Source organism: Brevundimonas sp. (assembly GCF_027484365.1).
Classification (GTDB): Bacteria; Pseudomonadota; Alphaproteobacteria; order Caulobacterales; family Caulobacteraceae; genus Brevundimonas.
This window is the reverse complement of record NZ_JAIXTC010000015.1, coordinates 38,889-63,546: the sequence shown is the minus strand read 5'-3', so window position 1 is coordinate 63,546 and position 24,658 is coordinate 38,889. Positions and strand designations below refer to the sequence as shown.

General features: G+C 67.5%; 31 protein-coding genes. 18 read left to right on the top strand and 13 right to left on the bottom strand.

The genetic code is table 11. The features are described 5' to 3' along the window. The first annotated feature begins 150 nt into the window (after window positions 1-150). Both Q0044_RS05965 and Q0044_RS05960 read left to right on the top strand, forming a co-directional pair. Window positions 151-1,728 carry a carboxylesterase/lipase family protein gene (locus Q0044_RS05965; protein ID WP_298160704.1) on the top strand — a complete coding sequence of 526 codons (1,578 nt, stop codon included), beginning with the start codon at window positions 151-153 and terminating at the stop codon, window positions 1,726-1,728. Next, a complete protein-coding gene (locus Q0044_RS05960) occupies window positions 1,728-2,405 on the top strand; it encodes a DUF1345 domain-containing protein (protein WP_298160702.1) in 678 nt (225 codons plus the stop codon). The genes Q0044_RS05965 and Q0044_RS05960 overlap by 1 nt, the downstream gene beginning before the upstream one ends. A gap of 13 nt (window positions 2,406-2,418) precedes the next feature. On the opposite strand, the gene Q0044_RS05955 is transcribed toward Q0044_RS05960, so the two are convergent. Beyond that, window positions 2,419-3,771 (bottom strand): M28 family metallopeptidase, encoded by a 1,353-nt coding sequence (locus Q0044_RS05955; protein WP_298160700.1) that lies wholly within the window; start codon window positions 3,769-3,771, stop codon window positions 2,419-2,421. 135 nt (window positions 3,772-3,906) lie between these two features. Between Q0044_RS05955 and Q0044_RS05950 the strand changes: the two genes are divergently transcribed. Genes Q0044_RS05950 through Q0044_RS05940 form a run of 3 tightly spaced genes read left to right on the top strand, consistent with a single transcriptional unit; the run spans window position 3,907 to window position 5,968 of the window. Next, window positions 3,907-4,968: a phospholipase C/P1 nuclease family protein gene (locus Q0044_RS05950; RefSeq protein WP_298160698.1), complete on the top strand. Its 1,062-nt coding sequence runs from the start codon at window positions 3,907-3,909 to the stop codon at window positions 4,966-4,968. Beyond that, complete coding sequence (locus Q0044_RS05945; protein WP_298160697.1) at window positions 4,968-5,198, top strand: hypothetical protein; 231 nt, start codon at window positions 4,968-4,970, stop codon at window positions 5,196-5,198. Before Q0044_RS05950 ends, Q0044_RS05945 begins: the two co-directional genes overlap by 1 nt. Further along, window positions 5,195-5,968, top strand: a complete 774-nt coding sequence (locus Q0044_RS05940; RefSeq protein ID WP_298160696.1) for an RNA methyltransferase — start codon at window positions 5,195-5,197, stop codon at window positions 5,966-5,968. The genes Q0044_RS05945 and Q0044_RS05940 overlap by 4 nt, the downstream gene beginning before the upstream one ends. 76 nt (window positions 5,969-6,044) lie before the next feature. On the opposite strand, the gene Q0044_RS05935 is transcribed toward Q0044_RS05940, so the two are convergent. Continuing rightward, window positions 6,045-6,755 (bottom strand): NAD-dependent deacylase, encoded by a 711-nt coding sequence (locus Q0044_RS05935; RefSeq protein WP_298160694.1) that lies wholly within the window; start codon window positions 6,753-6,755, stop codon window positions 6,045-6,047. Beyond that, entirely contained in the window at window positions 6,752-7,132 is a 381-nt protein-coding gene (locus Q0044_RS05930; RefSeq protein ID WP_298160692.1) for a DUF7668 domain-containing protein, read from the bottom strand. The genes Q0044_RS05935 and Q0044_RS05930 overlap by 4 nt, the downstream gene beginning before the upstream one ends. Window positions 7,133-7,233: 101 nt before the next feature. Between Q0044_RS05930 and Q0044_RS05925 the strand changes: the two genes are divergently transcribed. From Q0044_RS05925 to Q0044_RS05875, 11 genes are all read left to right on the top strand, one after another. Beyond that, complete coding sequence (locus Q0044_RS05925) at window positions 7,234-8,340, top strand: S-(hydroxymethyl)glutathione dehydrogenase/class III alcohol dehydrogenase (RefSeq protein ID WP_298160690.1); 1,107 nt, start codon at window positions 7,234-7,236, stop codon at window positions 8,338-8,340. Between the two features lie 59 nt (window positions 8,341-8,399). Further along, the gene (locus Q0044_RS05920; protein ID WP_298160688.1) at window positions 8,400-8,783 is read left to right on the top strand and encodes a VOC family protein; all 384 of its coding nucleotides are present in this window, start codon (window positions 8,400-8,402) and stop codon (window positions 8,781-8,783) included. Window positions 8,784-8,822: 39 nt separating this feature from the next. Then, window positions 8,823-9,050, top strand: a complete 228-nt coding sequence (locus tag Q0044_RS05915) for a FitA-like ribbon-helix-helix domain-containing protein (protein ID WP_298160686.1) — start codon at window positions 8,823-8,825, stop codon at window positions 9,048-9,050. Further along, window positions 9,047-9,469, top strand: a complete 423-nt coding sequence (locus Q0044_RS05910) for a type II toxin-antitoxin system VapC family toxin (RefSeq protein ID WP_298160684.1) — start codon at window positions 9,047-9,049, stop codon at window positions 9,467-9,469. Before Q0044_RS05915 ends, Q0044_RS05910 begins: the two co-directional genes overlap by 4 nt. Before the next feature lie 2 nt (window positions 9,470-9,471). Continuing rightward, window positions 9,472-10,320 carry an S-formylglutathione hydrolase gene (gene fghA / locus Q0044_RS05905; RefSeq protein WP_298160864.1) on the top strand — a complete coding sequence of 283 codons (849 nt, stop codon included), beginning with the start codon at window positions 9,472-9,474 and terminating at the stop codon, window positions 10,318-10,320. Further along, a complete protein-coding gene (locus Q0044_RS05900) occupies window positions 10,317-10,553 on the top strand; it encodes a hypothetical protein (protein WP_298160682.1) in 237 nt (78 codons plus the stop codon). Before fghA ends, Q0044_RS05900 begins: the two co-directional genes overlap by 4 nt. A gap of 122 nt (window positions 10,554-10,675) precedes the next feature. After that, the gene (locus Q0044_RS05895) at window positions 10,676-11,290 is read left to right on the top strand and encodes a superoxide dismutase (RefSeq protein WP_298160679.1); all 615 of its coding nucleotides are present in this window, start codon (window positions 10,676-10,678) and stop codon (window positions 11,288-11,290) included. Window positions 11,291-11,404: 114 nt separating this feature from the next. Further along, window positions 11,405-12,331 (top strand): MBL fold metallo-hydrolase, encoded by a 927-nt coding sequence (locus Q0044_RS05890; RefSeq protein ID WP_298160677.1) that lies wholly within the window; start codon window positions 11,405-11,407, stop codon window positions 12,329-12,331. Between the two features lie 150 nt (window positions 12,332-12,481). Continuing rightward, entirely contained in the window at window positions 12,482-13,099 is a 618-nt protein-coding gene (gene rpsD, locus Q0044_RS05885) for a 30S ribosomal protein S4 (protein WP_292152148.1), read from the top strand. Window positions 13,100-13,229: 130 nt separating this feature from the next. After that, the gene (locus Q0044_RS05880; protein ID WP_298160673.1) at window positions 13,230-14,312 is read left to right on the top strand and encodes a WD40/YVTN/BNR-like repeat-containing protein; all 1,083 of its coding nucleotides are present in this window, start codon (window positions 13,230-13,232) and stop codon (window positions 14,310-14,312) included. Between the two features lie 86 nt (window positions 14,313-14,398). Next, window positions 14,399-14,788 carry a hypothetical protein gene (locus tag Q0044_RS05875; protein ID WP_298160671.1) on the top strand — a complete coding sequence of 130 codons (390 nt, stop codon included), beginning with the start codon at window positions 14,399-14,401 and terminating at the stop codon, window positions 14,786-14,788. Here the strand turns inward: Q0044_RS05875 and Q0044_RS05870 are convergent. The 8 genes from Q0044_RS05870 to map all read right to left on the bottom strand — a co-directional run bounded on the left by Q0044_RS05870 (window position 14,785) and on the right by map (window position 20,341). Beyond that, window positions 14,785-15,852 carry a sensor histidine kinase gene (locus Q0044_RS05870; protein ID WP_298160669.1) on the bottom strand — a complete coding sequence of 356 codons (1,068 nt, stop codon included), beginning with the start codon at window positions 15,850-15,852 and terminating at the stop codon, window positions 14,785-14,787. The two genes, Q0044_RS05875 and Q0044_RS05870, sit on opposite strands and share 4 nt — an antisense overlap. 212 nt (window positions 15,853-16,064) lie before the next feature. Further along, window positions 16,065-16,490 (bottom strand): acyl-CoA thioesterase, encoded by a 426-nt coding sequence (locus Q0044_RS05865; protein WP_298160668.1) that lies wholly within the window; start codon window positions 16,488-16,490, stop codon window positions 16,065-16,067. 15 nt (window positions 16,491-16,505) lie between these two features. Continuing rightward, entirely contained in the window at window positions 16,506-16,865 is a 360-nt protein-coding gene (grxD, locus tag Q0044_RS05860) for a Grx4 family monothiol glutaredoxin (protein WP_298160666.1), read from the bottom strand. Between the two features lie 106 nt (window positions 16,866-16,971). After that, window positions 16,972-17,877 carry an aldo-keto reductase family protein gene (locus Q0044_RS05855; RefSeq protein ID WP_298160665.1) on the bottom strand — a complete coding sequence of 302 codons (906 nt, stop codon included), beginning with the start codon at window positions 17,875-17,877 and terminating at the stop codon, window positions 16,972-16,974. A 4-nt stretch (window positions 17,878-17,881) separates the two neighbouring features. Beyond that, the gene (locus tag Q0044_RS05850; protein ID WP_298160663.1) at window positions 17,882-18,124 is read right to left on the bottom strand and encodes a BolA family protein; all 243 of its coding nucleotides are present in this window, start codon (window positions 18,122-18,124) and stop codon (window positions 17,882-17,884) included. Window positions 18,125-18,191: 67 nt separating this feature from the next. Beyond that, complete coding sequence (locus Q0044_RS05845; protein WP_298160661.1) at window positions 18,192-18,725, bottom strand: GNAT family N-acetyltransferase; 534 nt, start codon at window positions 18,723-18,725, stop codon at window positions 18,192-18,194. Continuing rightward, on the bottom strand, window positions 18,722-19,462 hold the full coding sequence (gene radC, locus Q0044_RS05840) for a RadC family protein (protein ID WP_298160659.1): 741 nt from the start codon (window positions 19,460-19,462) through the stop codon (window positions 18,722-18,724). The genes Q0044_RS05845 and radC overlap by 4 nt, the downstream gene beginning before the upstream one ends. Window positions 19,463-19,522: 60 nt before the next feature. Continuing rightward, window positions 19,523-20,341, bottom strand: a complete 819-nt coding sequence (gene map / locus Q0044_RS05835; RefSeq protein WP_298160657.1) for a type I methionyl aminopeptidase — start codon at window positions 20,339-20,341, stop codon at window positions 19,523-19,525. A 134-nt stretch (window positions 20,342-20,475) separates the two neighbouring features. Here map and Q0044_RS05830 point away from each other — a divergent pair, with 134 nt between their 5' ends. Then, the gene (locus Q0044_RS05830) at window positions 20,476-21,231 is read left to right on the top strand and encodes a competence/damage-inducible protein A (RefSeq protein ID WP_298160656.1); all 756 of its coding nucleotides are present in this window, start codon (window positions 20,476-20,478) and stop codon (window positions 21,229-21,231) included. Window positions 21,232-21,281: 50 nt separating this feature from the next. Here Q0044_RS05830 and Q0044_RS05825 read toward each other — a convergent pair whose 3' ends face one another. Both Q0044_RS05825 and Q0044_RS05820 read right to left on the bottom strand, forming a co-directional pair. Further along, the gene (locus Q0044_RS05825; protein ID WP_298160654.1) at window positions 21,282-22,823 is read right to left on the bottom strand and encodes a DEAD/DEAH box helicase; all 1,542 of its coding nucleotides are present in this window, start codon (window positions 22,821-22,823) and stop codon (window positions 21,282-21,284) included. 454 nt (window positions 22,824-23,277) lie between these two features. Continuing rightward, the gene (locus Q0044_RS05820) at window positions 23,278-23,865 is read right to left on the bottom strand and encodes a glutathione S-transferase family protein (protein WP_298160652.1); all 588 of its coding nucleotides are present in this window, start codon (window positions 23,863-23,865) and stop codon (window positions 23,278-23,280) included. 223 nt (window positions 23,866-24,088) lie between these two features. Between Q0044_RS05820 and Q0044_RS05815 the strand changes: the two genes are divergently transcribed. Next, window positions 24,089-24,655 (top strand): 3D domain-containing protein, encoded by a 567-nt coding sequence (locus tag Q0044_RS05815; protein ID WP_298160650.1) that lies wholly within the window; start codon window positions 24,089-24,091, stop codon window positions 24,653-24,655. Window positions 24,656-24,658: the final 3 nt, after the last annotated feature.

Sequence of the window (24,658 nt, the reverse complement as noted above, 5' to 3'; positions counted from 1 at the left end):
TCCTGCGCAGACCGGCTGGGGAGGCGGCCTGTAACAATGCGTGATCGCACTAGAGCCGACCGCCAGCGGGGCTGCAAGGGCCGATGCGGATGACACCGGTGACAGCGACGCAGCCTCGGGCCTAGTCTGGCGAAAAATGGGGAACGCGCCTTGGATTCCGGACTTCTGCTGAACCGTCGCAACCTGCTGGCCGGCGGCCTCGCCCTGACGACCGTCCCGTCCTTCGCATGGGCGCACGGCGACCATCCCGTCGTCGCCACCACCAACGGCCCGGTGCGCGGACAGACCGACGGCGGCGTCGCCGTGTTCCGGGGGCTGCGCTACGGCGCCGACACCGGACCGCGCCGCTTCCAGCAGCCCGTCCGTCCGAGCTCATGGACCGCCCCCGCCGACGCCTTCGCCTATGGTCCGGCCAGCCCGCAGGGCGGGGCTGAAGCCAACCAGTCCGAGGACTGCCTGTTCCTCAATGTCTGGTCGCCCGGCCTCGATCGGGGGCGGCGGCCGGTCATGGTCTATATCCACGGCGGCGCCTATTCGAACGGCTCCGGCTCCAGCCCGCTCTATGACGGGACCAGGCTGGCGAGGCGCAACGACGTGGTCGTGGTGACCGTGAACCACCGGCTGAACCTGTTCGGCTATGCCTACCTGGCCCGCATCGCCGGCGCACCCTTCCTCGACAGCGGCAACGCCGGACAACTCGACCTGCACCTCGCCCTGGAATGGGTGCGCGACAACATCGAAGCCTTCGGCGGCGATCCCTCCCGCATCATGGTCTTCGGCCAGTCCGGCGGCGGGGCCAAGATCGCGACGATGATGGCGACGCCGGCCGCCGCCGGCCTGTTCCATCGCGCCGCCACGATGAGCGGCCAGCAGGTCACCGCCTCCGGCCCCTGGAACGCGACCCGCCGGGCCGAGGCCTGGCTCGATGCCCTGGGCCTGCCGAAGGAGCGGGCGGCCGAGGCCGCGACCCTGCCGGTCGAGACCCTGCTGAAGGCCTCAGAGGCGACCGACCCGGTGCTCGGCTTCGGCGGTCTCTACTGGGGCCCGGTGCTCGATAACCGCAGCCTGATGCGCCACCCCTTCTATCCCGACGCCCCGTCGCAGTCGGCGCATATCCCGATGATCATCGGCAACACCCACGACGAGACCCGCGCCTTCCTCGGCAACGATCCGGCCAATTTCGCCCTGACCTGGGACGACCTGCCCGGGAAGATGACCAACCGCGAATTCCGCATCGATGTCGCGCCCGAACCCGTCATCGCCGCCTATCGGCGGATGTATCCGGACTACTCCCCGTCCGACGTCTTCTTCGCCGCCACCACGGCCGCCCGCAGCTGGCGCGGCGCGGTGATCGAGGCCGAGGCCCGCGCCGCAGCCGGAAGCCCGGCCTGGGTCTATCAGCTCGACTGGACCTCCCCGATCGACGGCGGCCGTCGCGGGGCCATGCACACCGACGACATCCCCCTGGCCCTCGACACCGTCATGGCGACCGGCAGCCGCGCCCAGGGCCCTGAAGCCCAGCCCATGGCTGACCGCCTCTCGCGGGCCTTCGTCGCCCTGGCCCGCGACGGCGATCCGAACCACGCCGGCCTGCCGACCTGGACGCCCTATGACCTCACGCGGCGCCAGACGATGATCATGGACGAGCCGGCCCGAATGGAGGACGATCCGCGCGGCGCCGAACGCCGCCTGTTCGCCGCCATCCCCTATATCCAGCCCGGAACCTGATGGCCCAACCGCCCGCCCCGCCCAAGGCAAAACCGCCGCTCCGCCTGGTAAGACTGCACGGCGTGCTGCTGACGGGTCTGGCCGCTGCGGTCGTCATCGCCCTCGCCGCCCCGGCCGAATGGCGCTGGACCGTCCGGCTGGCGGCGGGCTGGGATGCGGGCGTCGCCCTGTTCCTGATCCTGACCTTCCTGAAGCTGGCCCGGACCCGGTCGGTCGACGCCATCCGGGCCCGGGCGGCGGAACTCGACGAGGCCGGCGTCGCCGTCCTGCCGTTGAGCCTTCTGGCTGCGGCCGCCAGCGTGGCGGTCGTGATCTCGGAAGCCGCCTCGGGATCCACCGCGATCGGCAAGGGCGTCGAGGCCCTGCTGACCCTCGGCACCGTCGCGGCCTCGTGGCTGTTCGTCCACGTCCTGTTCGGCCTGCACTACGCCCATCGCTTCTATGCGCCCGAAGCCGGGGGCGATCGCGGCGGCCTGCTGTTCCCCGGCGAGGATCAGCCCGACTACTGGGACTTCCTGCATTTCGCCCTGATCATCGGCGTGGCTTCCCAGACCGCCGACGTGCAGATCGCCGACCGCGGCATCCGGCGGCTGTCGACGATCCACAGCGTCACGGCCTTTCTGTTCAACACCGTGCTGGTCGCCCTGGCGGTGAACCAGGCGGTCAGCCTGATCTGAGAGAAGCCGGTCGCTACTGCGGACGTCCGCCCTCGGCCCACTCCGGCGTGAAGTCGCCGTCGGCCATGGCCTTCAAAGGCTGGACCAGGGACTGGATGGCGTTGGTCATGAAGGGGATGTCGAGGTTCTCGATCGTGTCCTCGGGCGTGTGATAGGTCGGGATGGTGGCCCAGCCGGAGATGGTGTGGGCGACGATGCCCTGGAGCGCGAGGGCGTAGTTGTCGGAACGCTGGAAGAAATTCTGTTCCGGATAGGGGTCCGGACCGATCAGGGCGCCGCGCTCCTTCAGGGCCGCGCCGAAGTTCGAACGCTCGAAGCCGGTCATCATCATCACCCCGGCCGGAAGCTGCGGATCCTGGTCGCCGATCATCTCGATCTCGAGGTTGGCGGCGATGTCGGTCAGGGGGATCGGCGGGTTGGCGACGAAATAGCGCGAACCCAGCAGGCCGGCTTCCTCCGATCCATAGGCGACGAACAGGATGCTGCGTTCGTGCGGCCCGGAGGCCGCGAGGGCATTGGCCAGTTCGATCACCGCCACCGTGCCCGAGGCGTCGTCATTGGCGCCGGGCATGACCACCCCGTCCGAACGGACTCCGATATGGTCGAGGTGGGCCGAGATCATCAGGACGCCGGCCGAGGGATCTGTCCCCTGCAGCCAGCCAATGGCGTTGGAGGTGAAGCCCTGTTCCACCTCGGACTGACCGGGATCGAAGGCCGCGGTACCCCCGGCGGCCGCCAGACGGTCGTAAGCCTCGGGCGCGACGACCAGGACGACCGGTCCGACGCGCGGCGTGGCGTCGGCCAGGCGGATGACCGGGTCGCGCGAGCCGTTGTCGCCGGTGGCTGCAGCCAGGGCTTCCGTCCGGCGCAACAGGATCAGTTTCGCGCCGCTGCGCATGGCGGCGCCGAACACGGCGCGTACGCCGGGGCCCTCGGCGGGCGCGATCATCAGGGTCTCGCTGCCCGACGGCAGGGCGGCCGGATCGGTCGCCACCGTCACGGCGCCAGACGCCGCGTTGAGCCCGCCCGTCAGGATGGCGAAATCGGCGCCCTGGGTCAGGGTGGTCGCGCCGAGGGTCACGGTCGCGGCGCCTGACGGCGTGGTCTTCACCACCGGGGCGCGCTGGACGTAGCCGGTCATCCCGGGAACGGGCGTCAGGCCGGCGAGGCGGAACTGGGCGGTGACATAGGCGGCGGCGATGGCTTCGTCGCGCGTGGCGCTGCCCCGCCCCTGCAGCTCTTCGCCGGCCAGGAAGCCGATGTGTGCGGCGACGGAGTTCTGCTCGATGACCGGCGCCTGCTGCGCGACTGCAGGCGCGGCGAGCAGGGCGATCAGGGAGACGGCGGCGAGGGACAGGCGCTTCATGGCGGGCTCCGACAGAACAGGACCACAGGCGTAGGGGTCCGACCCCGAAACGGTCAAGCCGGATGTGGGGCAGTTGTCGCTGGACGCGGCGCCCGCCCCGATCTAGGCGGTGCGGACCTCAGCCGGAGCTCCGCCATGAAGCGCCCTTCCCCCAAACGTCTGGCGCTCGTCGCCGTCGCCGCCCTGATCGTCGGAGCCGGCGGCCTGGCCACCGCCACCCGTGTCGATGCCTGGGGCGCGACCGGCCACCGCATCATCGGCGTCGCCGCCATGCGCGGCCTGTCCGACGAGCTGCCGGCCTTCCTGCGCGAGCCGGGCGCCGTGGCCGAGATCGGCGAACTCTCGCGCGAGCCAGACCGCACCAAGGGCGCCGGCCAGCCGCACGACCGCGAGCGCGACACGGCCCACTTCGTCGACCTGGACGACAACGGCCATGTCATGAACGCCTCGGGCCCGACCCTGTCCGAACTGCCGCAGCTGAAGAGCGAATACGACGCCCTGCTTCTGGCGGCGGGCATCGAGGTCAATGACGCCGGCTACCTGCCCTACGCCATCATGGACGGCTACCAGCAGCTGGCCCGCGACTTCGCTACATGGCGGGTGCTGAACGCGGCCGAGGCCCGCGAGCTCGATCCCGGCAAGCGCGCCTGGTACCGCGAGGACCGTCTGCGCCGCGAGGCCCTGATCCTGCGCGACATCGGCTATCTGTCCCACTACGTCGGCGACGGCTCCCAGCCTCACCATATGTCGATCCACTACAACGGCTGGGGCGACTATCCGAACCCGGAAGGCTTCACCAACGCGCGCAGCACCCACGGCGCGTTCGAGGGTGCCTTCATCCGTCGCACCCTGCGTCTGGATGCGGTCGAGGCGGTCATGCCGGCCCCGAACCTGGACGGCTTCGACCTGCGCGCCCGGACGGCGACCTATCTGAACGCGACCCTGGCCCAGGTCATTCCCTTCTATCGACTGGAGAAGACCGGCACCTTCGCTGCGGATGCGGAGGGTGCCGCGCTGACGCCGGGCGCCGAGTTCGCCACGGCCCGGATCGCGGCGGGCGCGGCCGAGCTCCGCGACCTGATCACCCTGGCCTGGCGCGACGCCGGAACCCAGTCGATCGGCTGGCCAGCCGTCAAGGTGGCCGAGGTCGAGGCCGGCACGGCCGACCCCTGGCTGGCCATGATCGGCGAGGACTGATGGCTGACACCCTTGCTACGCCAGAGCTTTCGGTCCGTGAGGCCTACCTCTGCATGGTCAATTTTCTTGAAGCCTATTGGGAGCGCGGCGAGAGAAGTTCCGACGATCTGGCGAACTTGCTGAGTGGTTTGCCATTGCTTCAGGACGGATTCTCATCCGATCCCGCGATGATGTCGGATTGGCTGGATGCGGTTAGAGCGGTCACAGGCAAGGGGCCGACTCCGCTGTGAGTGAACTCACGCCTCCCGTCATCATCCTCGACCGGTCCCAGATGGCCGAGAACATCGGCGCGGTGGCGCGGGTGATGGCGAATTTCGGGCTCGAAAGACTGCGTCTGGTCAGCCCGCGCGACGGCTGGCCCCTGGACCGGGCCTGGCCCCTGGCGTCCGGGGCTGACTGGGTGCTGGAAGGTGTCCAGGTGTTCGACAGCGTAGCCGCCGCCGTCGCCGACCTGACCACCGTCTTCGCCACCACCGCCCGCCCGCGCGAGACCCGCCAGCCGGTGCGGACGCCGCGCGAGGCCTCCCGCGTCCTGTACGATGACGCCGCCTCCGGTCTGGGCGTCGGCCTGCTGTTCGGCAGCGAGCGGGCCGGGCTGGAGACCACCGACATCGCCCTGTGCCAGGGCATCGTCACCATCCCCATCGACCCCCGCCACCAGAGCCTGAACCTGGCCCAGGCCGTGGCGATCACCGCCTATGAGTGGCGCACCCTGGTGCTCGACGCCCCGCCGCCCAACTTCCGCGAGGGCGAGGCACCGGCGTCCGGCGAACTTCAGCTCGGCATGTACGAGCATCTGGAGCGCGAGCTCGACGCCGCCGGCTTCTTCCATCCGCCGGAGAAGTTCCGCTCCATGAGCCAGAACCTGCGCGTCATGCTGGGCCGCAGCGGCTTCACCGCCCAGGAAGTCGCCACCTTCCGGGGCGTGATCACGGCGCTGTCGAAGGGCCGGGGCCGGGTGCTGGAGCGGTTGGCGAAAGAGCAGGCGAAGAAGAGTTAGCGGCGCCCAGGCTCTCCTTGTGTTCGTCATCTTCCGGCGAAGCGCAGCAGAGACGGGGGGATGACGAAGGTTAAGGTCAGAGCCCCCCGAAGAACTCCGGAACCGTCTCCGTCGCCGGGCCATAGACGCCCTCGCCGAACAGCCCGGCCCCGAGGCTGGGCTCGAGGTTGATCTCCACCGTCCGCGCCCCGGCCCTGCGCGCCAGATCCACGAACCCCGCCGCCGGATAGACCGCGCCCGAGGTGCCGATGGAGACGAACAGGTCGCAACCCGACAGCGCCCGTTCGATCCGGTCCATGTGCAGGGGCATCTCGCCGAACCAGACGATGTGCGGCCGCATCCGCCCTTCCGGGTGATCGGGCGAGGGCTCGTCCACGGCCATGTCGCCGGTCCAGTCACTGACCAGGCCGGACCGGGTGCAGCGTCCCTTGAGCAGTTCGCCATGCATATGGATCAGCTCGAACCCCAGTCCCGGCATCACCTCCGCCAGGGCCCGGTCGTGCAGGTCGTCGACATTCTGGGTCACCAGAAGGAAGTCGCCCTCCCACCGTGCGGCGAGGTCGGCCAGGGCGCGGTGGGCGGCGTTCGGCTGGACGTTCGTGAGAGCGGCGCGACGCAGATTGTAGAACCGCTGGACCAGCTCCGGATCGCGCGCGAAGGCCTCGGGCGTCGCCACATCCTCGAACCGGTGTCCCTCCCACAGGCCGTCCGCGCCCCGGAAGGTCGGCACGCCGCTCTCGGCCGAGACGCCGGCGCCGGTCAGGACGACGAGGTTGCGATGGGTCATGGTATGTGGACGGATCGGATATGCATGATGCGCGTTGCCTCCTGCATATCCGCGTGAAGCGTCATGTCGCTGACAATCTGACGACGGGTCGAAAGGTCCACAAGCATCGACCAATAGCCGTCCATCCAACGATAGCATGAGCGTTCCCAGACCGCTTCGTTGAGCGGCATCAGAGCGTCACCACAGGTCGCCAAGGTTTGCTCGATGAACTTTGCTGTGCCTGGGTCGACATTCGCGACGCCTTTGACAGGGCGTTCCCGAAGCGTGAAATCGCCAGCAGCAAAGGCTTCGACAACAAGCCTGAACGTGTCGCGCAACGCCGGAGGAATGGGGTGCTCTTCGTCGTTCCGCGCCAAGGCAATTTCTTCGTTGTTCATGAACGAGTGCTCCGACGCCCTCCATGCATTTTTGAGAGCCTGACGGTTCCATACCACCAGCGGAACGGCCTAAAACCCCGTGACTCACTTGGAGATTCCACATGAAAACCCGCGCCGCCGTCGCCTTCGAGGCCAAACGTCCGCTCGAGATCGTCGAGGTCGATCTGGAGGGTCCGCGCGCCGGCGAGGTCCTGATCGAGATCAAGGCCACGGGCATCTGCCACACCGACGCCTATACGCTGGACGGGCTGGACTCGGAGGGCATCTTCCCCTCGATCCTGGGCCACGAGGGCGCGGGCGTGGTGGTCGAGGTCGGGCCCGGTGTGACCTCCCTGGCCGTCGGTGATCACGTCATCCCGCTGTACACGCCGGAATGCCGCCAGTGTAAGTCGTGCCTGAGCCGCAAGACCAACCTCTGCACCGCCATCCGCGGCACCCAGGGCAAGGGCGTCATGCCCGACGGCACCTCGCGCTTCAGCTACAAGGGTCAGGCCATCGCCCACTATATGGGCTGTTCGACCTTCTCGAACTACACGGTCCTGCCCGAGATCGCGGTGGCGAAGATCCGCAAGGACGCCCCCTTCGACAAGGCCTGCTACATCGGTTGCGGCGTGACGACGGGCGTGGGCGCGGTGGTCAACACAGCCAAGGTCGAGCCGGGCGCCAACGCCGTGGTCTTCGGCCTGGGCGGCATCGGGCTGAACGTCATCCAGGGCCTGAAGATGGTCGGTGCCGACATGATCATCGGCGTGGACATCAACGACACCAAGGAAGAATGGGGCCGTCGCTTCGGCATGACCCATTTCGTGAACCCGAAAAACGTCTCCGACGTCGTCGCCCATCTGGTCGAGCTGACCGGCGGCGGGGCCGACTACACCTTCGACTGCACGGGCAACACGGTGGTCATGCGTCAGGCGCTCGAGGCCTGCCATCGCGGCTGGGGCGAAAGCATCGTCATCGGCGTGGCCGAGGCCGGCAAGGAAATCTCCACCCGTCCCTTCCAGCTGGTCACCGGCCGCGTCTGGCGCGGTTCGGCCTTCGGCGGCGCGCGCGGCCGCACCGATACGCCGCAGATCGTCGAATGGTACATGGACGGCAAGATCGAGATCGACCCGATGATCACGCATACGCTGCCGCTCGAGCGCATCAACGAGGCTTTCGACCTCATGCATGCGGGCGAGAGCATCCGTTCGGTGGTGGTGTTCTAGCGCTTGCTTCGGCAAGATAGTTGTTTAAAAAAACTGTCCGTAGCTGAGAGAGGGACTCCATGTTCACCCACATGACCGTCGGCGCGAACGACATCGAGGCGTCGCGGAAATTCTATGATGCGGCGCTCGGCGCGCTCGGCATTCCGGCGTCGAGCGGACCGGATCCGAAGGGTCGCTACTGGTGGCGCACGGAACGGGGCGCCTTCGCCATCGGCAAGCCGATCGACGGCGAGCCCGCCTGTCATGCCAACGGCGGCACCATCGGCTTCGCCGCCCGGGACGCGGACGCGGTGAAGGCCTTCCACGACGCCGGGGTCGCCGCGGGCGGCACGTCGATCGAGGACCCGCCCGGTGAGCGCGTCGGCGCGTTCGGCACCCTGAACCTGGCCTATCTGCGCGATCCGTCGGGCAACAAGATCTGCGCCCTGCATCGCGTGGGCTGACGGGTTGAAGCCGATGCTAGCCCCATGCTATCATCGGCTATGGCCCAGGTTCTCGTTCGCGACCTCGATGACAGCCTCGTCGCTCGCCTCAAGGTGATGGCGAAGGCGGAGAAGGTGTCTCTGGAACAAAAGTTCAGAGACATGGCGGCGCGTGAAGCCACAGAACTCGAAGCGCGCTTTGAGGCGGTGTCACGCCGATCGCGCGAACAGACCCGTGGATCACCCCTCGATTCCACGGCCCTGATCCGCGAAGACCGTGATCGGTGAGCGCCGTCTTCGACGCCAGTGTGGTCGTCAAATGGTTCATCGACGATCCGCTGACTGAAGCCGCGATCGATGCGCGGCGGGCCTATGGTGTGGTCGTCGCGCCGGACCTGATGCTGGTCGAGGCCGCCAACACGTTTCGTCGCTATGTGGTGCGCGGCGACCTGGAGCCTTCGGCCGCGCGGGACAATCTGGCTGTCCTCGCGTCATTGGTCGATGCAATCGACCATGGCGATCTGCTGGCCGAGGCCTTCGCCATGGCCTGTGATCTCAACCACTCGATGACCGATTGTCTCTACGCCGTGCTGGCGCGCCGGCGCGCCATGCCCCTCATCACCGCAGACGGCAAGCTGGCGCGGAAACTGCTCCAGATCGAGGGCATCGATGTTCAACTGCTGAACCTCCCGGAAGGCGCTTCGTGACCCTGCACACCACCAAGACCCATGCCGTCCACGGCGGCACCCTGCGCTATCTGAAGCACGACAGCGTCTCGACCGGCACGCCTATGACCCTGTCGGTCTACGTCCCGCCGGGCGAGGGTCCGTTCCCGGTGCTGATCTGGCTGTCTGGCCTGACCTGCACCGAGGACAATTTCACCACCAAGGCCGGGGCCTACGGGGCGGCGGCGGAGCACGGCGTGATCATCGTCGCGCCCGACACCTCGCCGCGCGGCCCCGATCTGAAGGGCGAGGCGGTCGCCGACGACCCGGCCTATGATCTGGGCCAGGGCGCGGGCTTCTACGTCGATGCGACACAGGCGCCGTGGGTGCCGCATTTCCGCATGGAGACCTATGTCGTCGACGAACTGATCGCGCTGATCGATGCGGAATTCCCGACGACCAGGACCCGTTCGATCAGCGGCCATTCGATGGGCGGGCACGGGGCCCTGACCCTGGCCCTGCGTCACCCGGCGCTGTTCCGATCGGTCTCGGCCTTCGCGCCGATCGCCTCGCCGACGCGCTGCGCCTGGGGCGAGAAGGCCTTCACCGCCTATCTGGGCGAAGACCGCACCGGGTGGGCGAACCATGACGCCGCCCTGCTGATCGAGGCCGGCGCGGCCCGCGGCCATTTCGATGACATCCTGATCGACCAGGGTGACGCCGATACCTTCCTGATCGAACAGCTCAAGCCCGAACAGCTGATCGCGGCCGGAGAGGCGACCGGCCAGGCGATCACCCTGCGGATGCAGCCCGGCTACGACCACTCCTATTTCTTCATGGCCAGTTTTATCGCCGACCATGTCGCCTTCCATGCGGAAAGACTGAAGCGATGACCGACGCCGCCTACGACGACCTGTTCGCCGCCCTGTGCAACGAACTGGGTCACTGCCTGCACGACAAGGGTCAGAAGAAGGTGATCGCCGCCCTGCCGTCGGGTCTCGACGCGGCGGTGAAGGTGGTGCTGGAGGCCGACGGCGTCGACTTCCTCAATGCGCCGGGCAGCCTGAAACGGGCGGTGCGGGACTGTCTGAAGGCGAACCTGCCCGGTGCCCCGGGTCAGGCCTGACCCGATCGCCGGCGGACCGGCGCGACCGAATTTTAGCGAAATGCCGCGCCTGACGCCTTTGGCTCCCGCGCCGGGAGCCCTACATGCGCGTTACGCCTTCATCGCCCACAAGGAGCCTCCCCATGGCCTTCACCCTGCCGCCCCTGCCCTACGCCTATGACGCGCTGGAGCCCGCCATCGACTCCGAGACGATGACCTTCCACCACGACAAGCACCACCAGGCCTATGTCGACAATCTGAACAAGGCCGTCGACGCCGACGTCGCCCTTCAGGGCAAGTCGCTGGAAGAGCTGTTCGCCTCGATCTCGACCGCGCCCAAGGCCGTCCGCAACAACGGCGGCGGTCACTGGAACCACGCCCTGTTCTGGGAACTTCTGGCCCCCGTCGGTCAGGGCGGCGAACCCTCGGCCGAACTGGCCGCCGCGATCGATCGCGACCTGGGCGGGCTCGACAAGTTCAAGGATGACTTCAACGCCGCCGGCGCGGGCCAGTTCGGTTCGGGCTGGGCCTGGCTGATCATCCAGGACGGCAAGTTGAAGGTCACCTCGACCCCGAACCAGGACAATCCCCTGATGGACGTCGCCGAACAGAAGGGCGCGGTCGTCCTGGGCGCCGACGTCTGGGAACACGCCTACTACCTGAAATACCAGAACCGCCGTCCCGAATACCTGAAGGCCTTCTGGACCGTGGTGAACTGGAACAAGGCCAACGCCCTGTTCGCGGCCGCCACGGCCTGATCTGGCGCTTCTGCAACAGTCGGCGGATCGTGAAAAAGCTTCACGGTTCGCCGTCTGGCGCTTCCATCACGCCGACCTATCTGAGCTGAGCCGAACGTTCTCCCGAGGGATTCCATGACCGCCCAGTTCAAGCTCGCCGCCGCCCTGATGCTGTCCGGCCTGATCGTCGCCGGATGCCAGAAGCCCGCAGAAAAGGCCGCAACTCCGGCCGCGCCTGCGGCACAGCCGGTCGCAAGCACCGATGTCTATCCCTTCACCATCGGCACGCTTCAGGCCGTGGCGCTGAAGGATGGCGAACTGACACTCGACAACGTCACGGGCCAGAGCCCCTGGGCGGACAACGCCGGGGTCGCCGAGGTGCTGCGCCCCACGGGCGACGCAAAGATCCATCTGTCGATCCAGCCCTTGCTGATCCGGGGCGACGACAAGGTCGTTCTGATCGACACCGGCGCGGGTGGCGGCATGGGCACGCAGAACAGGCTGCCGGCCTCGCTGGCGGCGGCCGGGGTCCAGCCGGCCCAGGTGACCGACATCCTGATCTCCCACGGCCACGGCGACCACGTCGGCGGTCTGGTGCAGAACGGCGCCCTCGCATTCCCCAACGCCACGATCCGCATGAGCGCCGCGGAATGGACCGCGCTTCAGGCCGACGCCGAACAGGCCGCCCTGATCCCTGTCATCACGCCGAAGGTCGAGACCTTCGAGCCCGGCGCCGAGGTGACTCCCTCGATCACGGCCGTCGCCCTGCAGGGCCATACGCCCGGCCACACCGGCTATGAGATCGTCTCCGGCGAGGACCGGCTGCTGTATTTCGGCGATGCCCTGCACAGCGCGATCATCTCGGTCGAGCGGCCGGAGTTCGTCAATGCCTGGGACTTCGACTCCGACGCCGCCGTGGCGACCCGGCTGGCCCTGCTCGGACGCGGGGCGACCCAGTCGCTTCGCACCTATGGCGTCCACTTCCCCTTCCCCGGCCTCGGCACCTTCCGGCGTCAGGCCGACGGCTTCGTCTGGATCCCGGAAGTCCCCGCCCAGCCTTGACTCCTTCAGGTGGGGCACGCATAAGCCCCGCCTTCACGTCACCGGCTCCTGTCGGCGGCGCGAATTCACTACGGACGATGCGTGGACCGCCGTTGAGATCGTCCCTCCATTCGCGGAGGGGCCGGGCCGCATCATTAAAAAGAGAACAGAATGTCGAAGCGCCATAGCGCCAAGTATAAAATCGATCGGGCCATGGGTGAGAACCTGTGGGGCCGCGCCAAATCGCCGGTCAACAAGCGTTCCTACGGTCCCGGCCAGCACGGCCAGCGCCGCAAGTCCAAGGTTTCCGACTTCGGCCTGCAGCTGAAGGCCAAGCAGAAGCTCAAGGGCTACTACGCCAACCTGACCGAGAAGCAGTTCCGCAAGACCTATGACGAGGCCGCCCGCCGCAAGGGCAACACCTCCGAAATCCTGATCGGCCTGCTGGAAGCCCGTCTGGACGCCACGGTCTATCGCGCCAAGTTCGTGCCGACCCCCTGGGCCGCCCGTCAGTTCGTCAACCACGGCCACGTCACCGTCAACGGCAAGAAGGTGAACATCGCCTCCTACCGCCTGCGCGTCGGCGACGTCGTCGAGGTCAAGGAAAAGTCCCGCAACATGGCTCTGGTGCTCGAAGCCCAGCAGTCCGGCGAGCGCGACATCCCCGACTACCTGGAACTGGGCGACCGTGGTTTCTCGGTCCGCTTCGTCCGCTTCCCCGAACTGGCCGACGTGCCGTTCGCGGTGAAGATGGAACCGAACCTGGTCGTCGAATACTACTCGTCCTGATCGCAACCCGATCGGAACTTGCAAGGCCCCGGAGCGATCCGGGGCCTTTTTCGTGCGCGGATTACAGACTGTTCACTTGCCGCCAGACGTAAAGCACGCTTTCCATATCGCTTGCACGGGGAGAGGCAGGATGGATCGCAGACAGGTGCTGGCCGCAGGCGTGGCCATGGGGGCGTTGCCGGGATTGAGCTGGGCGCAGGCGCTCGAGCCCGCGTGGATCAAGCTGCCGACCGAGCCCTATCGCGGCAAGCAGGACGACGTGGTCTTCGTCGACGCCCTGACCGGCTGGTACGGCAACGGCGCGGGCAAGCTGTTCAAGACGACCGACGGCGGCCGGAGCTGGACCCAGATCCTGGACCGGCCCGGCACCTTCGTGCGGGCGCTCGGCTTCGTCGACACCGACCTGGGCTTCCTCGGCAATATCGGACCGGACTATTTCCCCGGCGTGACGGATGCGACGCCGCTCTATCGCACGCGGGACGGCGGCGCCTCGTGGGAGGCCGTGACGATCGACGGCCCGGCCGTGACCGGCATCTGCGCCATCGACGTGCACAAGGCGTCCTTCATCAACGCCGGCGTTCTGGGTCACCGGGTCACCATCCGCGCGGGCGGTCGGGTCGGCGGCCCGGCCCTGCTGGCCACCTCGCGCGACGGCGGCGAGACCTGGACCTCGGAGGACCTGTCGGCCCTGACGGCGATGATCCTCGACGTGCATTTCGTCGACGAACGGATCGGCTTCATCTGCGGCGCGTCCGACACCAATGTCGAACAGTCCCGCGCGGTGATCCTGCGGACCGGCGACGGCGGCCGGACCTGGGCCCGGGTCTATGAAGGCTCACGGCCGTTCGAACTCACATGGAAGATGGCCTTCCCCACCGAGAGCACCGGCTATGTGACGGTGCAGAGCTACAATCCGGATACGACCGTATCGCAGCGGGTCTTCGCCAAGACCACCGACGGCGGCCTGACCTGGTCGGAACTGCCCCTGATCGACAATGCGGCGGTTCGCGAATTCGGCATCGGCTTCGTGGACGAGAACCGCGGCTGGATCGGTGCGGTTCCGAACGGGTTCGAGACCCGGGACGGCGGAGCGACCTGGGCCCCGGTCGCCATGGGCCTGGCGGTCAACAAGGTGCGGGTCGTCCCGAACGGGGCCGGGGTGGCTGTGTTCGGCATCGGTGTCGAGTTGCATCGGCTCGACCTGCCGGGGTGACCGGCTCGCCGGATCCGCGAAATTCAGGTGCGAAAACGGCCGAATTGGGGGATGGTGGTGCTCAAGGCTGTTCAAGGACCCGGGACATGGCGCCCATCCGCACATTCGCACTGATCGCGTCAGCCGCGCTGGTGACGTCCGGCTGCGCATGGCTCCAGCGGGAGACGCCGGTGCAGACGGCCGCCATGCCGGGCCAGATCGAGCCGATCCACGCCGCCGCCATCACCCGCGACCTGGCCGTCTTCTGGGTCAGCTCCAACGGTTGTACCGACAAGTCGGACCTGCGGCCGATCGTGGATCACGTGGGTGCCGCCTCGACCATCACCCTGCGCCGGATCGAACAGGATGACTGCAAGACCCCGATGGCCGACGGCGTCGAGGTCATCTGGTCGTTCGAGGAACTGGGTCTGATCCCCGGCTCGCGCGTGTCCGTCAACAACCCCTACCAGCTGCCCTCGACCATACCGACGACCTAGGCGGTCCCGCTCTCCGCCAGCGAGGGGGTCTCGACCGCAGCGAGCTGGCTGTGAATCACCGAGATGACGACGCCGTTGCCCGGGCTTTCCACCTGGATGCGCGCATGAAGCTGTTTCGCCAGGGCTTCAACGATGCTCGTGCCCAGACCCGGCGTCGCACTCGCCGCATCCTTGGGCATGCCCACGCCGTCGTCCCGGACCGTGAGGGTCCAGTTCCGCGCGTGACTGCTGTACCCCACGACGATCTTGCCCGAGCGACCGCCGGGAAAGGCGTGCTTCAGGGCATTGATCACCAGTTCCGTCACGATCAGACCCAGGCTGACCGAGACATCGGCCGTGGTTGAACTGTCGTCCGCCTCGACCCGCAGCGACACCCGCGTGGGATCGTGGATCATCGACGCGCCGATGCTCTTGCACAGCCGGGTGAAATAGGGGGCCAGCTCGACCTCGCCGAGACGCGACGTCGCCAATTGCTGCTGCAGGGCGGCGACCGACATGACGCGGCTGTGCGCATTCTTCAAATGCCCACGGGTTTCGTCGGAGTTCGTCTTCCGGGCGCTCTGAAGAATGACGCTGGCGATGATCTGCAGGCTGTTGGCGACACGGTGCTGCAACTCCTGCAGCAGGATGGCCTTTTCGCGGAGCAGGTCGTCCTTCTGCTTTTCACCTTCGCGGGCGACCGTCACGTCCTGAACCGTCAACAGCAGCCTGACGGGTTGATCGTCGGCGAGGACCAGTCGCTGGGCGTTGATGACCAGCTTGCGCACGCCCTGGCGCGGCCCCTTCATGTCCATTTCATAGGCGTCGATGCTGGCGTCGCCCGCAGCGGTCGCATCCAGCAGAACGCGCAGCTGGGGCCTGTTCCATTCGCCGGTGCCGATCTCGCCCAGAAACCGGCCGACGACCCGATCCGGATCGACATCGAATACGCGTCCGAAAGAACTGCTCGCGGCGATAACCTTCAGCGACTGGTCCAGAAGCAGCAAAGGCGCAGCTGAGGACTCCACCACAGCAAGCGCCAGGCTCAGGGGACCATCGGGATGCAGAGGCGGGTGGGCAGCCATGGCTGACCCTTCAGGTGATCTGGAGGCTCACGGATCGAAAGCCGTCCCCAGCCGAGTTTTGCGGAGAAACCGGGGAACGGATTTTCTAAAAGCGCCCCAGAATAGAAGTATCTCTACCATGCGCGCTGCGTTATCGGCGAATAAATAGCACCGCTCTTCGAGATCGCGACAGGGCGTTCAAGGTAAAGCCCCGGGCGACCGTTACTGGTCCGTCAGCGGCGCTCAAACGTCGGCAGCATGTCCGCCGGGATCCGCGTCGGCCGCATCGTGACGGCGTCGACAAGACACCATTCCGAAACCCCCTGCGCACACAACCGGCCCTCTCCGTCCTCGATGCGGACATAGCGGGCGAAGCGCGGACCCTGCGGGTCCCCGACCCAGGTGCGGGCTACGGCCGTGTCGTCGGGCATCAGGGCGCGCAGGTAATCGATCTCGTGACGCAGGGCGACCCAGGACCATCTGGCGCGCGTCGGCTCGTCGAAGCGGGCGTTCCAGTGAGCCGTGCCGGCCTCCTGAAGCCAGCCGACGTAGACGACATTGTTGACGTGGCCGTTGTCGTCGATGTGCCCGGGCTGGATATCCAGCGGAACCTCGAAGACCTCGCGGTCCTCGCGCGGCGTCAGGGTCTGGCGGGCCAACCGTCAGGCCCCCGACTATTCCTGCCCGAGGGGCACGCCTTTTTCGACCATCAGGGCGGTCAGTTCGCCAGCCTGGAACATCTCGCGCACGATGTCCGACCCGCCGACGAACTCGCCCTTCACATACAGCTGAGGGATGGTCGGCCAGTCGGTGAAGGTCTTGATGCCGTCACGCAGACCGTCATCCTGCAGCACGTCGACGCCGACGAAGGGCGCACCGACATGGTCGAGGATCTGGACGGCGAGGGACGAGAAGCCGCAGCGCGGGCTGTCCGGCGTGCCCTTCATGAACAGGACGACGTCATGATCAGCCACGGTCCGGGCGATGAAGGCGTGGACCGGATCGGCAGCGGTATCGAGAGCTTGGTCGGACACGGGGAGACGCCTTTCGTTGCAGGCGTCAGCTAGGGACGGCGGGGGAGCCGGTCAAGGGAGGCGAGCCTCAAGCCTGCGTGTCCCGGCCGCGACCCGCGCCGCAAACCTACGCTGCGACCCGGGCCATCTCGATCTGGGCGGCGAGGCCGGGCGGCATATCGCGCTCGGGTACGCTGGCGAGGGCGTTCAGGCGCTCTGCGTCCCGGGCGGTGATCAGGACGCTGGAAATGGCCGGATCGGTCATGGCGTGGGCCAGACAGATCTCTTCGGCGGTCCAGTAGGAGGTGCGGTGCAGGAAGGCGAAGGTGCCGGCGTCGGCCAGGGGCGCGTTCTTCGGCTTCGATCCGCCGAATCCGAAGAATCCCTTCTTCGGCTGATGCAGGGTCGCGGCCTTCTTCTCGGTGTCGAGCTCGGCCGGGAAATAGTCATAGGCCAGGATCGCCATGTCCTTCTCGCGCGCGGCGCGGACGCGGGAGCGGATCTTCCAGTCGACATTGACGTGGAAGGGGGTGCCCAGCACGTCGAAGGCGCCCGTCGACACATAGGCGTCCATCACCTCGCCCGAGCCCGAGACGCCGAGGTAACGGACCCGTTCGGTCGCGCGCAGGGCCTTCAGGGCGTTGAGCGAGCTCTGGGGCAGTTCGTCCTCGCCGGGCTCTTCCAGCAGGGCCACGTCGATCCAGCCGAGACCGGACACATGCAGGCAGCGGTCGATGGCGCCGGTCATGCCCGCGGCGGAGAAGTCGCGCTGCGAGCCCTTGCGCCCGTCGCCGGCGCCCAGTTCGAGGCTGACGTTCAGAAGCTTGCGATCGACATTGGCCAGGGCCTGGCCGACCACCTCGGCGAGGACCGGATCGGCCGTCTCCAGCCGGTAGGAGTTGATGCCCGCCTCCAGCGCCGAATAGATCAGGTCGTTGGCGGCCGCGACACCACGGGCCAGGTTCTCGACGCCGAGGCTCAGCGTCAGGGTCGAGATGGCGGCGCCCGACGCGCCGAAGGGGCGATAGCGCATGCGATCAGCCTGTCGTGGGAGGAGCGGAGGTTTCGAGTGCGAGGGCGTGCAGTTCGCCGCCCATATGGCCCTTGAGCGCCGCATAGACGAGCTGGTGCTGTTTCACGCGCGGCAGGCCGGCGAAGGCGGTCGAGACGATGCGGGCCTTGTAGTGATCGCCGTCGCCCGCGAGATCGTCGATCACGATCTCGGCGTCGGGAAACGCCTCCGTCAGATAGGCATGCAGGGTTTCGACGGGCATCGGCATGGCGCGGAGAATGGCGCGTAAACCTTAATGTGACGCTACAGTCCTGTCGGGCTGCCGCGCGGTCGCGCTAATTGAGCCCGGACGGGCGGATCCGCTCCAGAAGGATCGTCGGCTCGCCGTGATAGACGCCGTCGGCATAGCGGACATATCCGACGCGGCCCGCAAGGCGCAGGGACGGCAGATTGCCCGGTCCGATCATGCAGACGGTGCGCGGCGCCTTCAGCACCCCGTCCGCCCACGCCAGGGCCGCCGACACGCCTTCGCCGGCCAGACCCTGACCGTGGAACGCCCCGCCGATGCCCCAGCCGAGCTCGGGCGACTCCATCGGCGGCGTCACGTCGCGACGGTAGTCCAGCACCCCGACCGAACCGACGTAGGCGCCGGTCCCGGTCAGACGCATCGACCAGTTGCCCCGCCCAAGCGCCGACCAGTGGCCGAGATCGCGCAGCAGCCGGAACCAGACCTCCTCCGCCGACAGGGACCGGCCGGTGATGTGGCGGGTGAAGGCCTCGTCCCGCCACAGGGCGACGAGGTCATCGTAGTCGCCCGGACCGACCGGCGTCAGGGTCAGGCGGGCGGTGGTGAGGACAGGTCCGGTCACATCAGTCCCCGTTGCTTGAAGCTGGCCACGCCCTCGCGCCCGACGACCAGATGGTCGTGAACCTCGAGGCCCAGCGACTTCGCGGCCTCGACGATCTGCCGGGTCATGTCGATGTCGGCGCGGCTCGGCGTCGGATCTCCCGACGGGTGGTTGTGGACCAGGATCATGGCGGCGGCGGAAACCTCGAGGCCCCGCCGCACGACCTCGCGCGGATAGACCGGAGCATGGTCGACGGTGCCGCGATTCTGGATCTCGTCGAGGATCAACTGGTTCTTCCTGTCGAGATAGAGCACCCGGAACTGTTCGCGCGGCTCATGCTGCAGGGCCACGCGGACATAGGCGAGCAGAGCGCTCCATGACGAGATGACCGGGCGCTTGATCGCCGGCTCCCTGGCCACGCGCCGGGCGACCTCGTGCAGGGCGGCGAGGTCCAGTGCCGTCTCCATGCCGACGCCCTTCTTCCGGCCCCGGGTGTCCTCGGTGCGGACGGTCATCAGGTCCTCGACCGAGGCGGCGAGGACGGCGGCGAACGATCCGAACCGCGACAGCAGAGCCTTGGCGATCGGCTTCACGTCGCCCTGCGGCTGGCTGCGGAACAGGAAGAGCTCCAGCAGTTCGTAGTCGGGCAGGTGGTTCAGGCCTGCGGTCCGGGCACGCTCGCGCAATCGCTCGCGGTGACCGGCGTGGTGAGGGGCGACCTTCGCCGGAAGCCTCGGTTGATCGCCCTGATCCGTCACGCTCCCTCCCCTGAACCGGGGTCAGGCTAGCGGCTGGCGAGCAGGCTTCAAGACCTGATTCTAGTTCGGGTTGAACAGGCCGGCCGGGCTGGCGGTGAAGATCTCGACGCCGTCCTCGGTGACCCCGACCGTGTGCTCGCACTGGGCCGACAGGGACTTGTCACGGGTGACGGCGGTCCAGCCGTCGGACAGGACCTTCACGTGCGGCTTGCCCAGGTTCACCATCGGCTCGATCGTGAAGAACATGCCGGGCTTGAGCACCGCGCCCTCGCCCTTGCGGCCATAGTGCAGGACGTTGGGGCTGTCGTGGAACAGCCGGCCGATGCCGTGGCCGCAGAAGTCGCGCACGACACTCATCCGGTTCGCCTCGACGTGGCGCTGGATGACGAAGCCGATGTCGCCGAAGGTATTGCCGGGCTTCACCTGCTCCAGCCCGAGGGCCAGGGATTCATAGGTCACGTCGATCAGCTTCTTCACGCGCGGCGCGACGTTGCCGACCGCGTACATCCGGCTGGAATCGCCGTGCCAGCCGTCGACGATGATGGTGTGGTCGATGTTGACGATGTCGCCGTCCTTCAGCACCCGGTCGCCCGGGATGCCGTGGCACACCACGTGATTGATCGAGGTGCAGACCGTCTTCATGTAGCCCTTGTAGCCGAGGCAGGCCGGCAGGCCGCCGCGGTCCAGGGTGAACTGGCGGATACGGTCGTCGATCTCCTGCGTCGTCACGCCGGGCACGACGAAGGGGGTGATCATGTCGAGCGCCTCGGCGACCAGGCGGCCGGCGACCCGCATGCCCTCGAAATCCTCGGGCTGATAAAGGCGGATGGCGCTGGTGCGCGTCCAGGTCTCGGCGTCCAGCTCAGGCGTTTCGTACATTCGGCGGTCTCAAGGTCGCGCTGGGCAGCGCCGTCGGGAGTCAGATGGGCAGTGTAGCACGGTTCCTCAAGGCTTTTCAGGGGCCGCGACAGCCAGGCCCTTGTGGCTGGGCCGGGGCGGCGTAGGTGTGGCGCATGACCCATGCCTCACCGACCGCCGCCGTACTCATCATCGGCGATGAAATCCTGTCCGGGCGGACGGCCGACACCAATCTGAACACCATCGCGCGCTTCCTCGCCGCACTGGGCGTCGACCTGATGGAAGCGCGGACAGTCGGCGATCGACCGGGCCAGATCATCGAGGCGCTGAACGCGCTGAGAGCCGGACACGACTATGTCTTCACCACTGGCGGGATCGGCCCGACGCACGACGACATCACGGCCGACTGCGTGGCGGAGGCGTTCGGCGTCGGGATCGCCGAGCGGGCGGACGCTCTGGCGATCCTGGAGCGGCGCTACGGCGACGAGTTGAATGAGGCGCGACGGCGCATGGCGCGGATTCCCGACGGCGGCCTTCTGATCGCCAACCCCGTGACGGACGCGCCGGGATTTCAGATGGGCAACGTCTTCGTCATGGCGGGGGTGCCCAGGATCATGACCGCGATGCTCGAAGACGTGGCGCCGAGGTTGCGCACGGGGGCGGTGGTGCAGGCGCGGACATTGAGGGTCATCGGCGTCGGTGAAGGCGCGATCGCGGCCCCCCTGGCCGAGGCGGCGAAGGCAGAGCGCGACCTATCGTTCGGCAGCTACCCCTTCGGTGCCGGATCGGACGGCGAGATCGGCACGAACCTGGTGGTGCGTGGCCGGGATGCGGCCAGGGTCGAGGCGGCGGTCGCGGCCCTTGCCGAGGTGCTGGCCGCAGCGGGCGTCGTGACCGCGCTCCAGACGTGAAAACGGCGGGCCTCTCGCAAGGCCCGCCGTCGTCAGTTCAGTTCAGAGCCTCAGCCCTTGGCCGCGTAGCCCTTGCCGCCATTGGACGGGCGACGGCCGCGCGGGCGGCGGCGGATTTCGCCGTCGGGCTTGGCCTCGCCCCCCTGATGGCTGGACGTCGGGCGGTTGGCGATCGCGGCCGAGCGGGCGCGGTCGGCCGCCAGCGGGTCGAACGGCTGGGTCGAGGCCAGAGGACGATCTCCACGATCAGCGTGGTGGGTCCGGTCGCCCTGGCCGCCACGGGGAGCGCCCTTGCCGCGAACACGATGCGGCTGGCCGCCGTGCTCCTTCTTCACGCCGTCGCGACGCGGATTACGCGGACCGCGCTGCTGCTGGCGGTCGCCGCGACCGTCGTCAGGCATTGAGGCCTTGGCGCCGACGCCGGCGGCCATGATCGACTGGTCCAGCAGTCCCAGCGACTTGTCGTTCCGACGGTCGGTGGCCGGGATCTTCTGACGGGTGACCTTCTCGATGTCCTTGAGCAGCTTCATCTCGTCGCCGGCGACGAAGCTGATGGCCGAGCCGTCGGCTCCTGCGCGGGCCGTCCGGCCGATGCGGTGAACATAGGCTTCCGGCACGAAGGGCAGCTCGAAATTCACGACGTGCGAGACGCCGTCGACATCGATGCCGCGGGCGGCGATGTCGGTGGCGACCAGGACGCGCAGCTTGCCGGCCTTGAAGGCGGCCAGGGTGCGCTCACGCTGGGGCTGGGACTTGTTGCCGTGGATGGCTCCGGCCTGGACGCCGCCGGCTTCCAGATAGGCCGCGACCTTGTCGGCGCCGTGCTTGGTCTTGGTGAAGACCAGGCAGCGGGTGAAGTTGTCGTCGGCGAACATCTCGGTCAGCAGGGCGCGCTTGCGGCCCTGTTCGACGTGGATGACCGACTGGTTGATGCGCTCGACCGTGGTCGACTGCGGCGTGACCTGGACCTTGATCGGGTCCTTCAGGAGCTCGCCGGCCAGTTTCCCGATCTCGGTCGGCATGGTGGCCGAGAAGAACAGGTTCTGGCGTTTGGCCGGGATGCGGCTGACGATCTGGCGGATTGGCTTGACGAAGCCGAGGTCCAGCATCTGGTCGGCCTCGTCGAGGACGAAGATCTCGGTCGAGGACAGGTCCAGGGTCTTCTGCTGCATGTGATCCAGCAGACGGCCGGGGGTGGCGACCAGGACGTCGAGGCCGGCCTGGATGGCGCGTTCCTGCGGGCCGTACTTCACGCCGCCGAAGACGACCGCGACCTTGAAGCCGAGGTGGCGGCCATAGGCCTTGAAGCTGTCAGCGATCTGGCTGGCCAGTTCGCGCGTCGGCGACAGGATCAGGCAGCGGGTGGTGCGCGGCAGGGGGGCGACGCGGTTCTCGGCCAGACGATGCAGGATCGGCAGGGCGAAGGCCGCGGTCTTGCCGGTGCCGGTCTGGGCGATGCCCAGCAGGTCCTTGCCGAGCATGACCGAGGGAATGGCCTGGGCCTGGATCGGGGTGGGGACGGTATAGCCCTCGGTGGTGAGAGCCTGCAGCAGAGCCTTGTTCAGGCCGAAGGATTCGAAGGTGGTGCTCATGGAGCCGTGTTCTTTCGCGTATGCGGCGACGCGCATCAGCCATGGCTCAACGCCGATAAGGCCGCGCACCGCCAGTCCCGACGGAGCACCAGAGTGGCGCTCGCGGGGTGGATCGGGCGCCGCCCCGCGTGTCCGGGCAGCGAATGAATCTTGAGGGTCCGGCGGCTGCTACAGTCAGGTCTTCGCTCGGGAGGAAGACCCACACGCGCTGGAGACGCCGGGGATCGCAATTGTGCGACGCAGCGCAAATGGGCGCTGAGTGCGGCGAAGTCAAGGCGGAGGCCTTGAAGCGTCCTTCTCCCCTTGCGGGAGAAGGTGGCAGCCGAAGGCTGACGGATGAGGGGTCACACCGGCGGCTGGAGCGGTTGGATCAAGCACTGACCTTTCGATGCCAGCGTAACCCCTCATCCGACCTCGCTTCGCTCGGCCACCTTCTCCCGCAAGGGGAGAAGGATCACTTGATCCCGAACGCCGTTTCGGTTCGCAAAATCCAGCCCTCCACGTTCGGATAAATCCCCAGATCGAACCCGCCTTCATGCGCGACGCGCGTGTAGGCGACCAGGGCCAGGTCGGCGAGCGTCGCCCCCTGTCCGCCCGCCAGCCACTCCGACCCTGCCAGAGCCGTCTCCATCCGCGACAGGGCGACGTTGCCCCGCTCGATCAGTCGCGGCTCGACCTCGTCGGCGGTCTTGCCGGCATAGACACGCTGGAACCGGGCGACGGCGATATAGGGTTCATGGCTGTATTGCTCCCAGAACAGCCACTCCAGCATCTTCGCCCGTTCCCAGGCATCGACCGGGATCCACGGCGTGCCCTCGGCCAGATGCAGGATGATCGCATTCGACTGGGCCAGGGTCCGGCCGTCTTCAAGAACAAGGGCCGGGACCTGACCGAACGGATTCAGCAGGAGAAATTCCGGCGTCCGGCTTCCGCCCGACATGATATCGACCTCGATCCATCGATAATCACGCCCGAGCGCGTCCAGCATCCACTTGACCTTCAAGCAGTTGCCCGAGCGAATATCTCCGTGAACAGTAAGCATCGTGTCCCAGCAAAGGATTTCTGAACCGGCTATACTGCTAACGCGATTTCAGACGTTGCCCAACCCCGGTTCCGCTTATCTCAGGCAACGGTTGACTGATCCATCCGCGCATGGGGACGAACGGTCGCATCGCGGCCTGCGGACACATTCTCGCCACAGCCCGCACCGACACAGCCCCTTGCCGGTACAGTTCTGGGGACCGGCGTCACTATGAGTTCGACCTGTGTTCGACACCCTCGCGGCGTTCGCCATGCTTTGGGCTGCGGCTTTTTCGGCCGGAGATCCTGTTCCCTACGAGACGGTCGTCGCGGCCGATCCCGTGGTAGCGGTAAGCCCTGAAGTCGCGGACGGTTCCAGCGAGGATGCAACCGCCGAACCGGCCGATCTGACCCCCGAACAGGCGGAACTGATGGCCCGCGATCCTGACTGGAACGCCCGCGCCAGCCTGTATCACGCGGGCGGCGGCGGAGCGACGGGCAACGATTCCCTGGGCTGCCGTCCGATCCCAATGCGCACCCTGGCCACCGACCCGCGCGTGATTCCGAGACGGACGAAGCTGTTCATCCGCGAGACGGTCGGCATGCGCCTTCCGGACGGCACCATCCACGACGGCTACTGGTATGCCTCGGACACCGGCGGCGCGATCCGCGGCCAGCGCGTCGACCTCTACACCGGCAACGGCCGGGGCTCGATGCAGCCGGTCATGCGCTTCAACCAGCAGCGGCTGACCATCACCAACGCCGGCCGGTTCGACGGCTGCCCGCCCGCCTGGAACAGCGCCTCGCGCTGACGG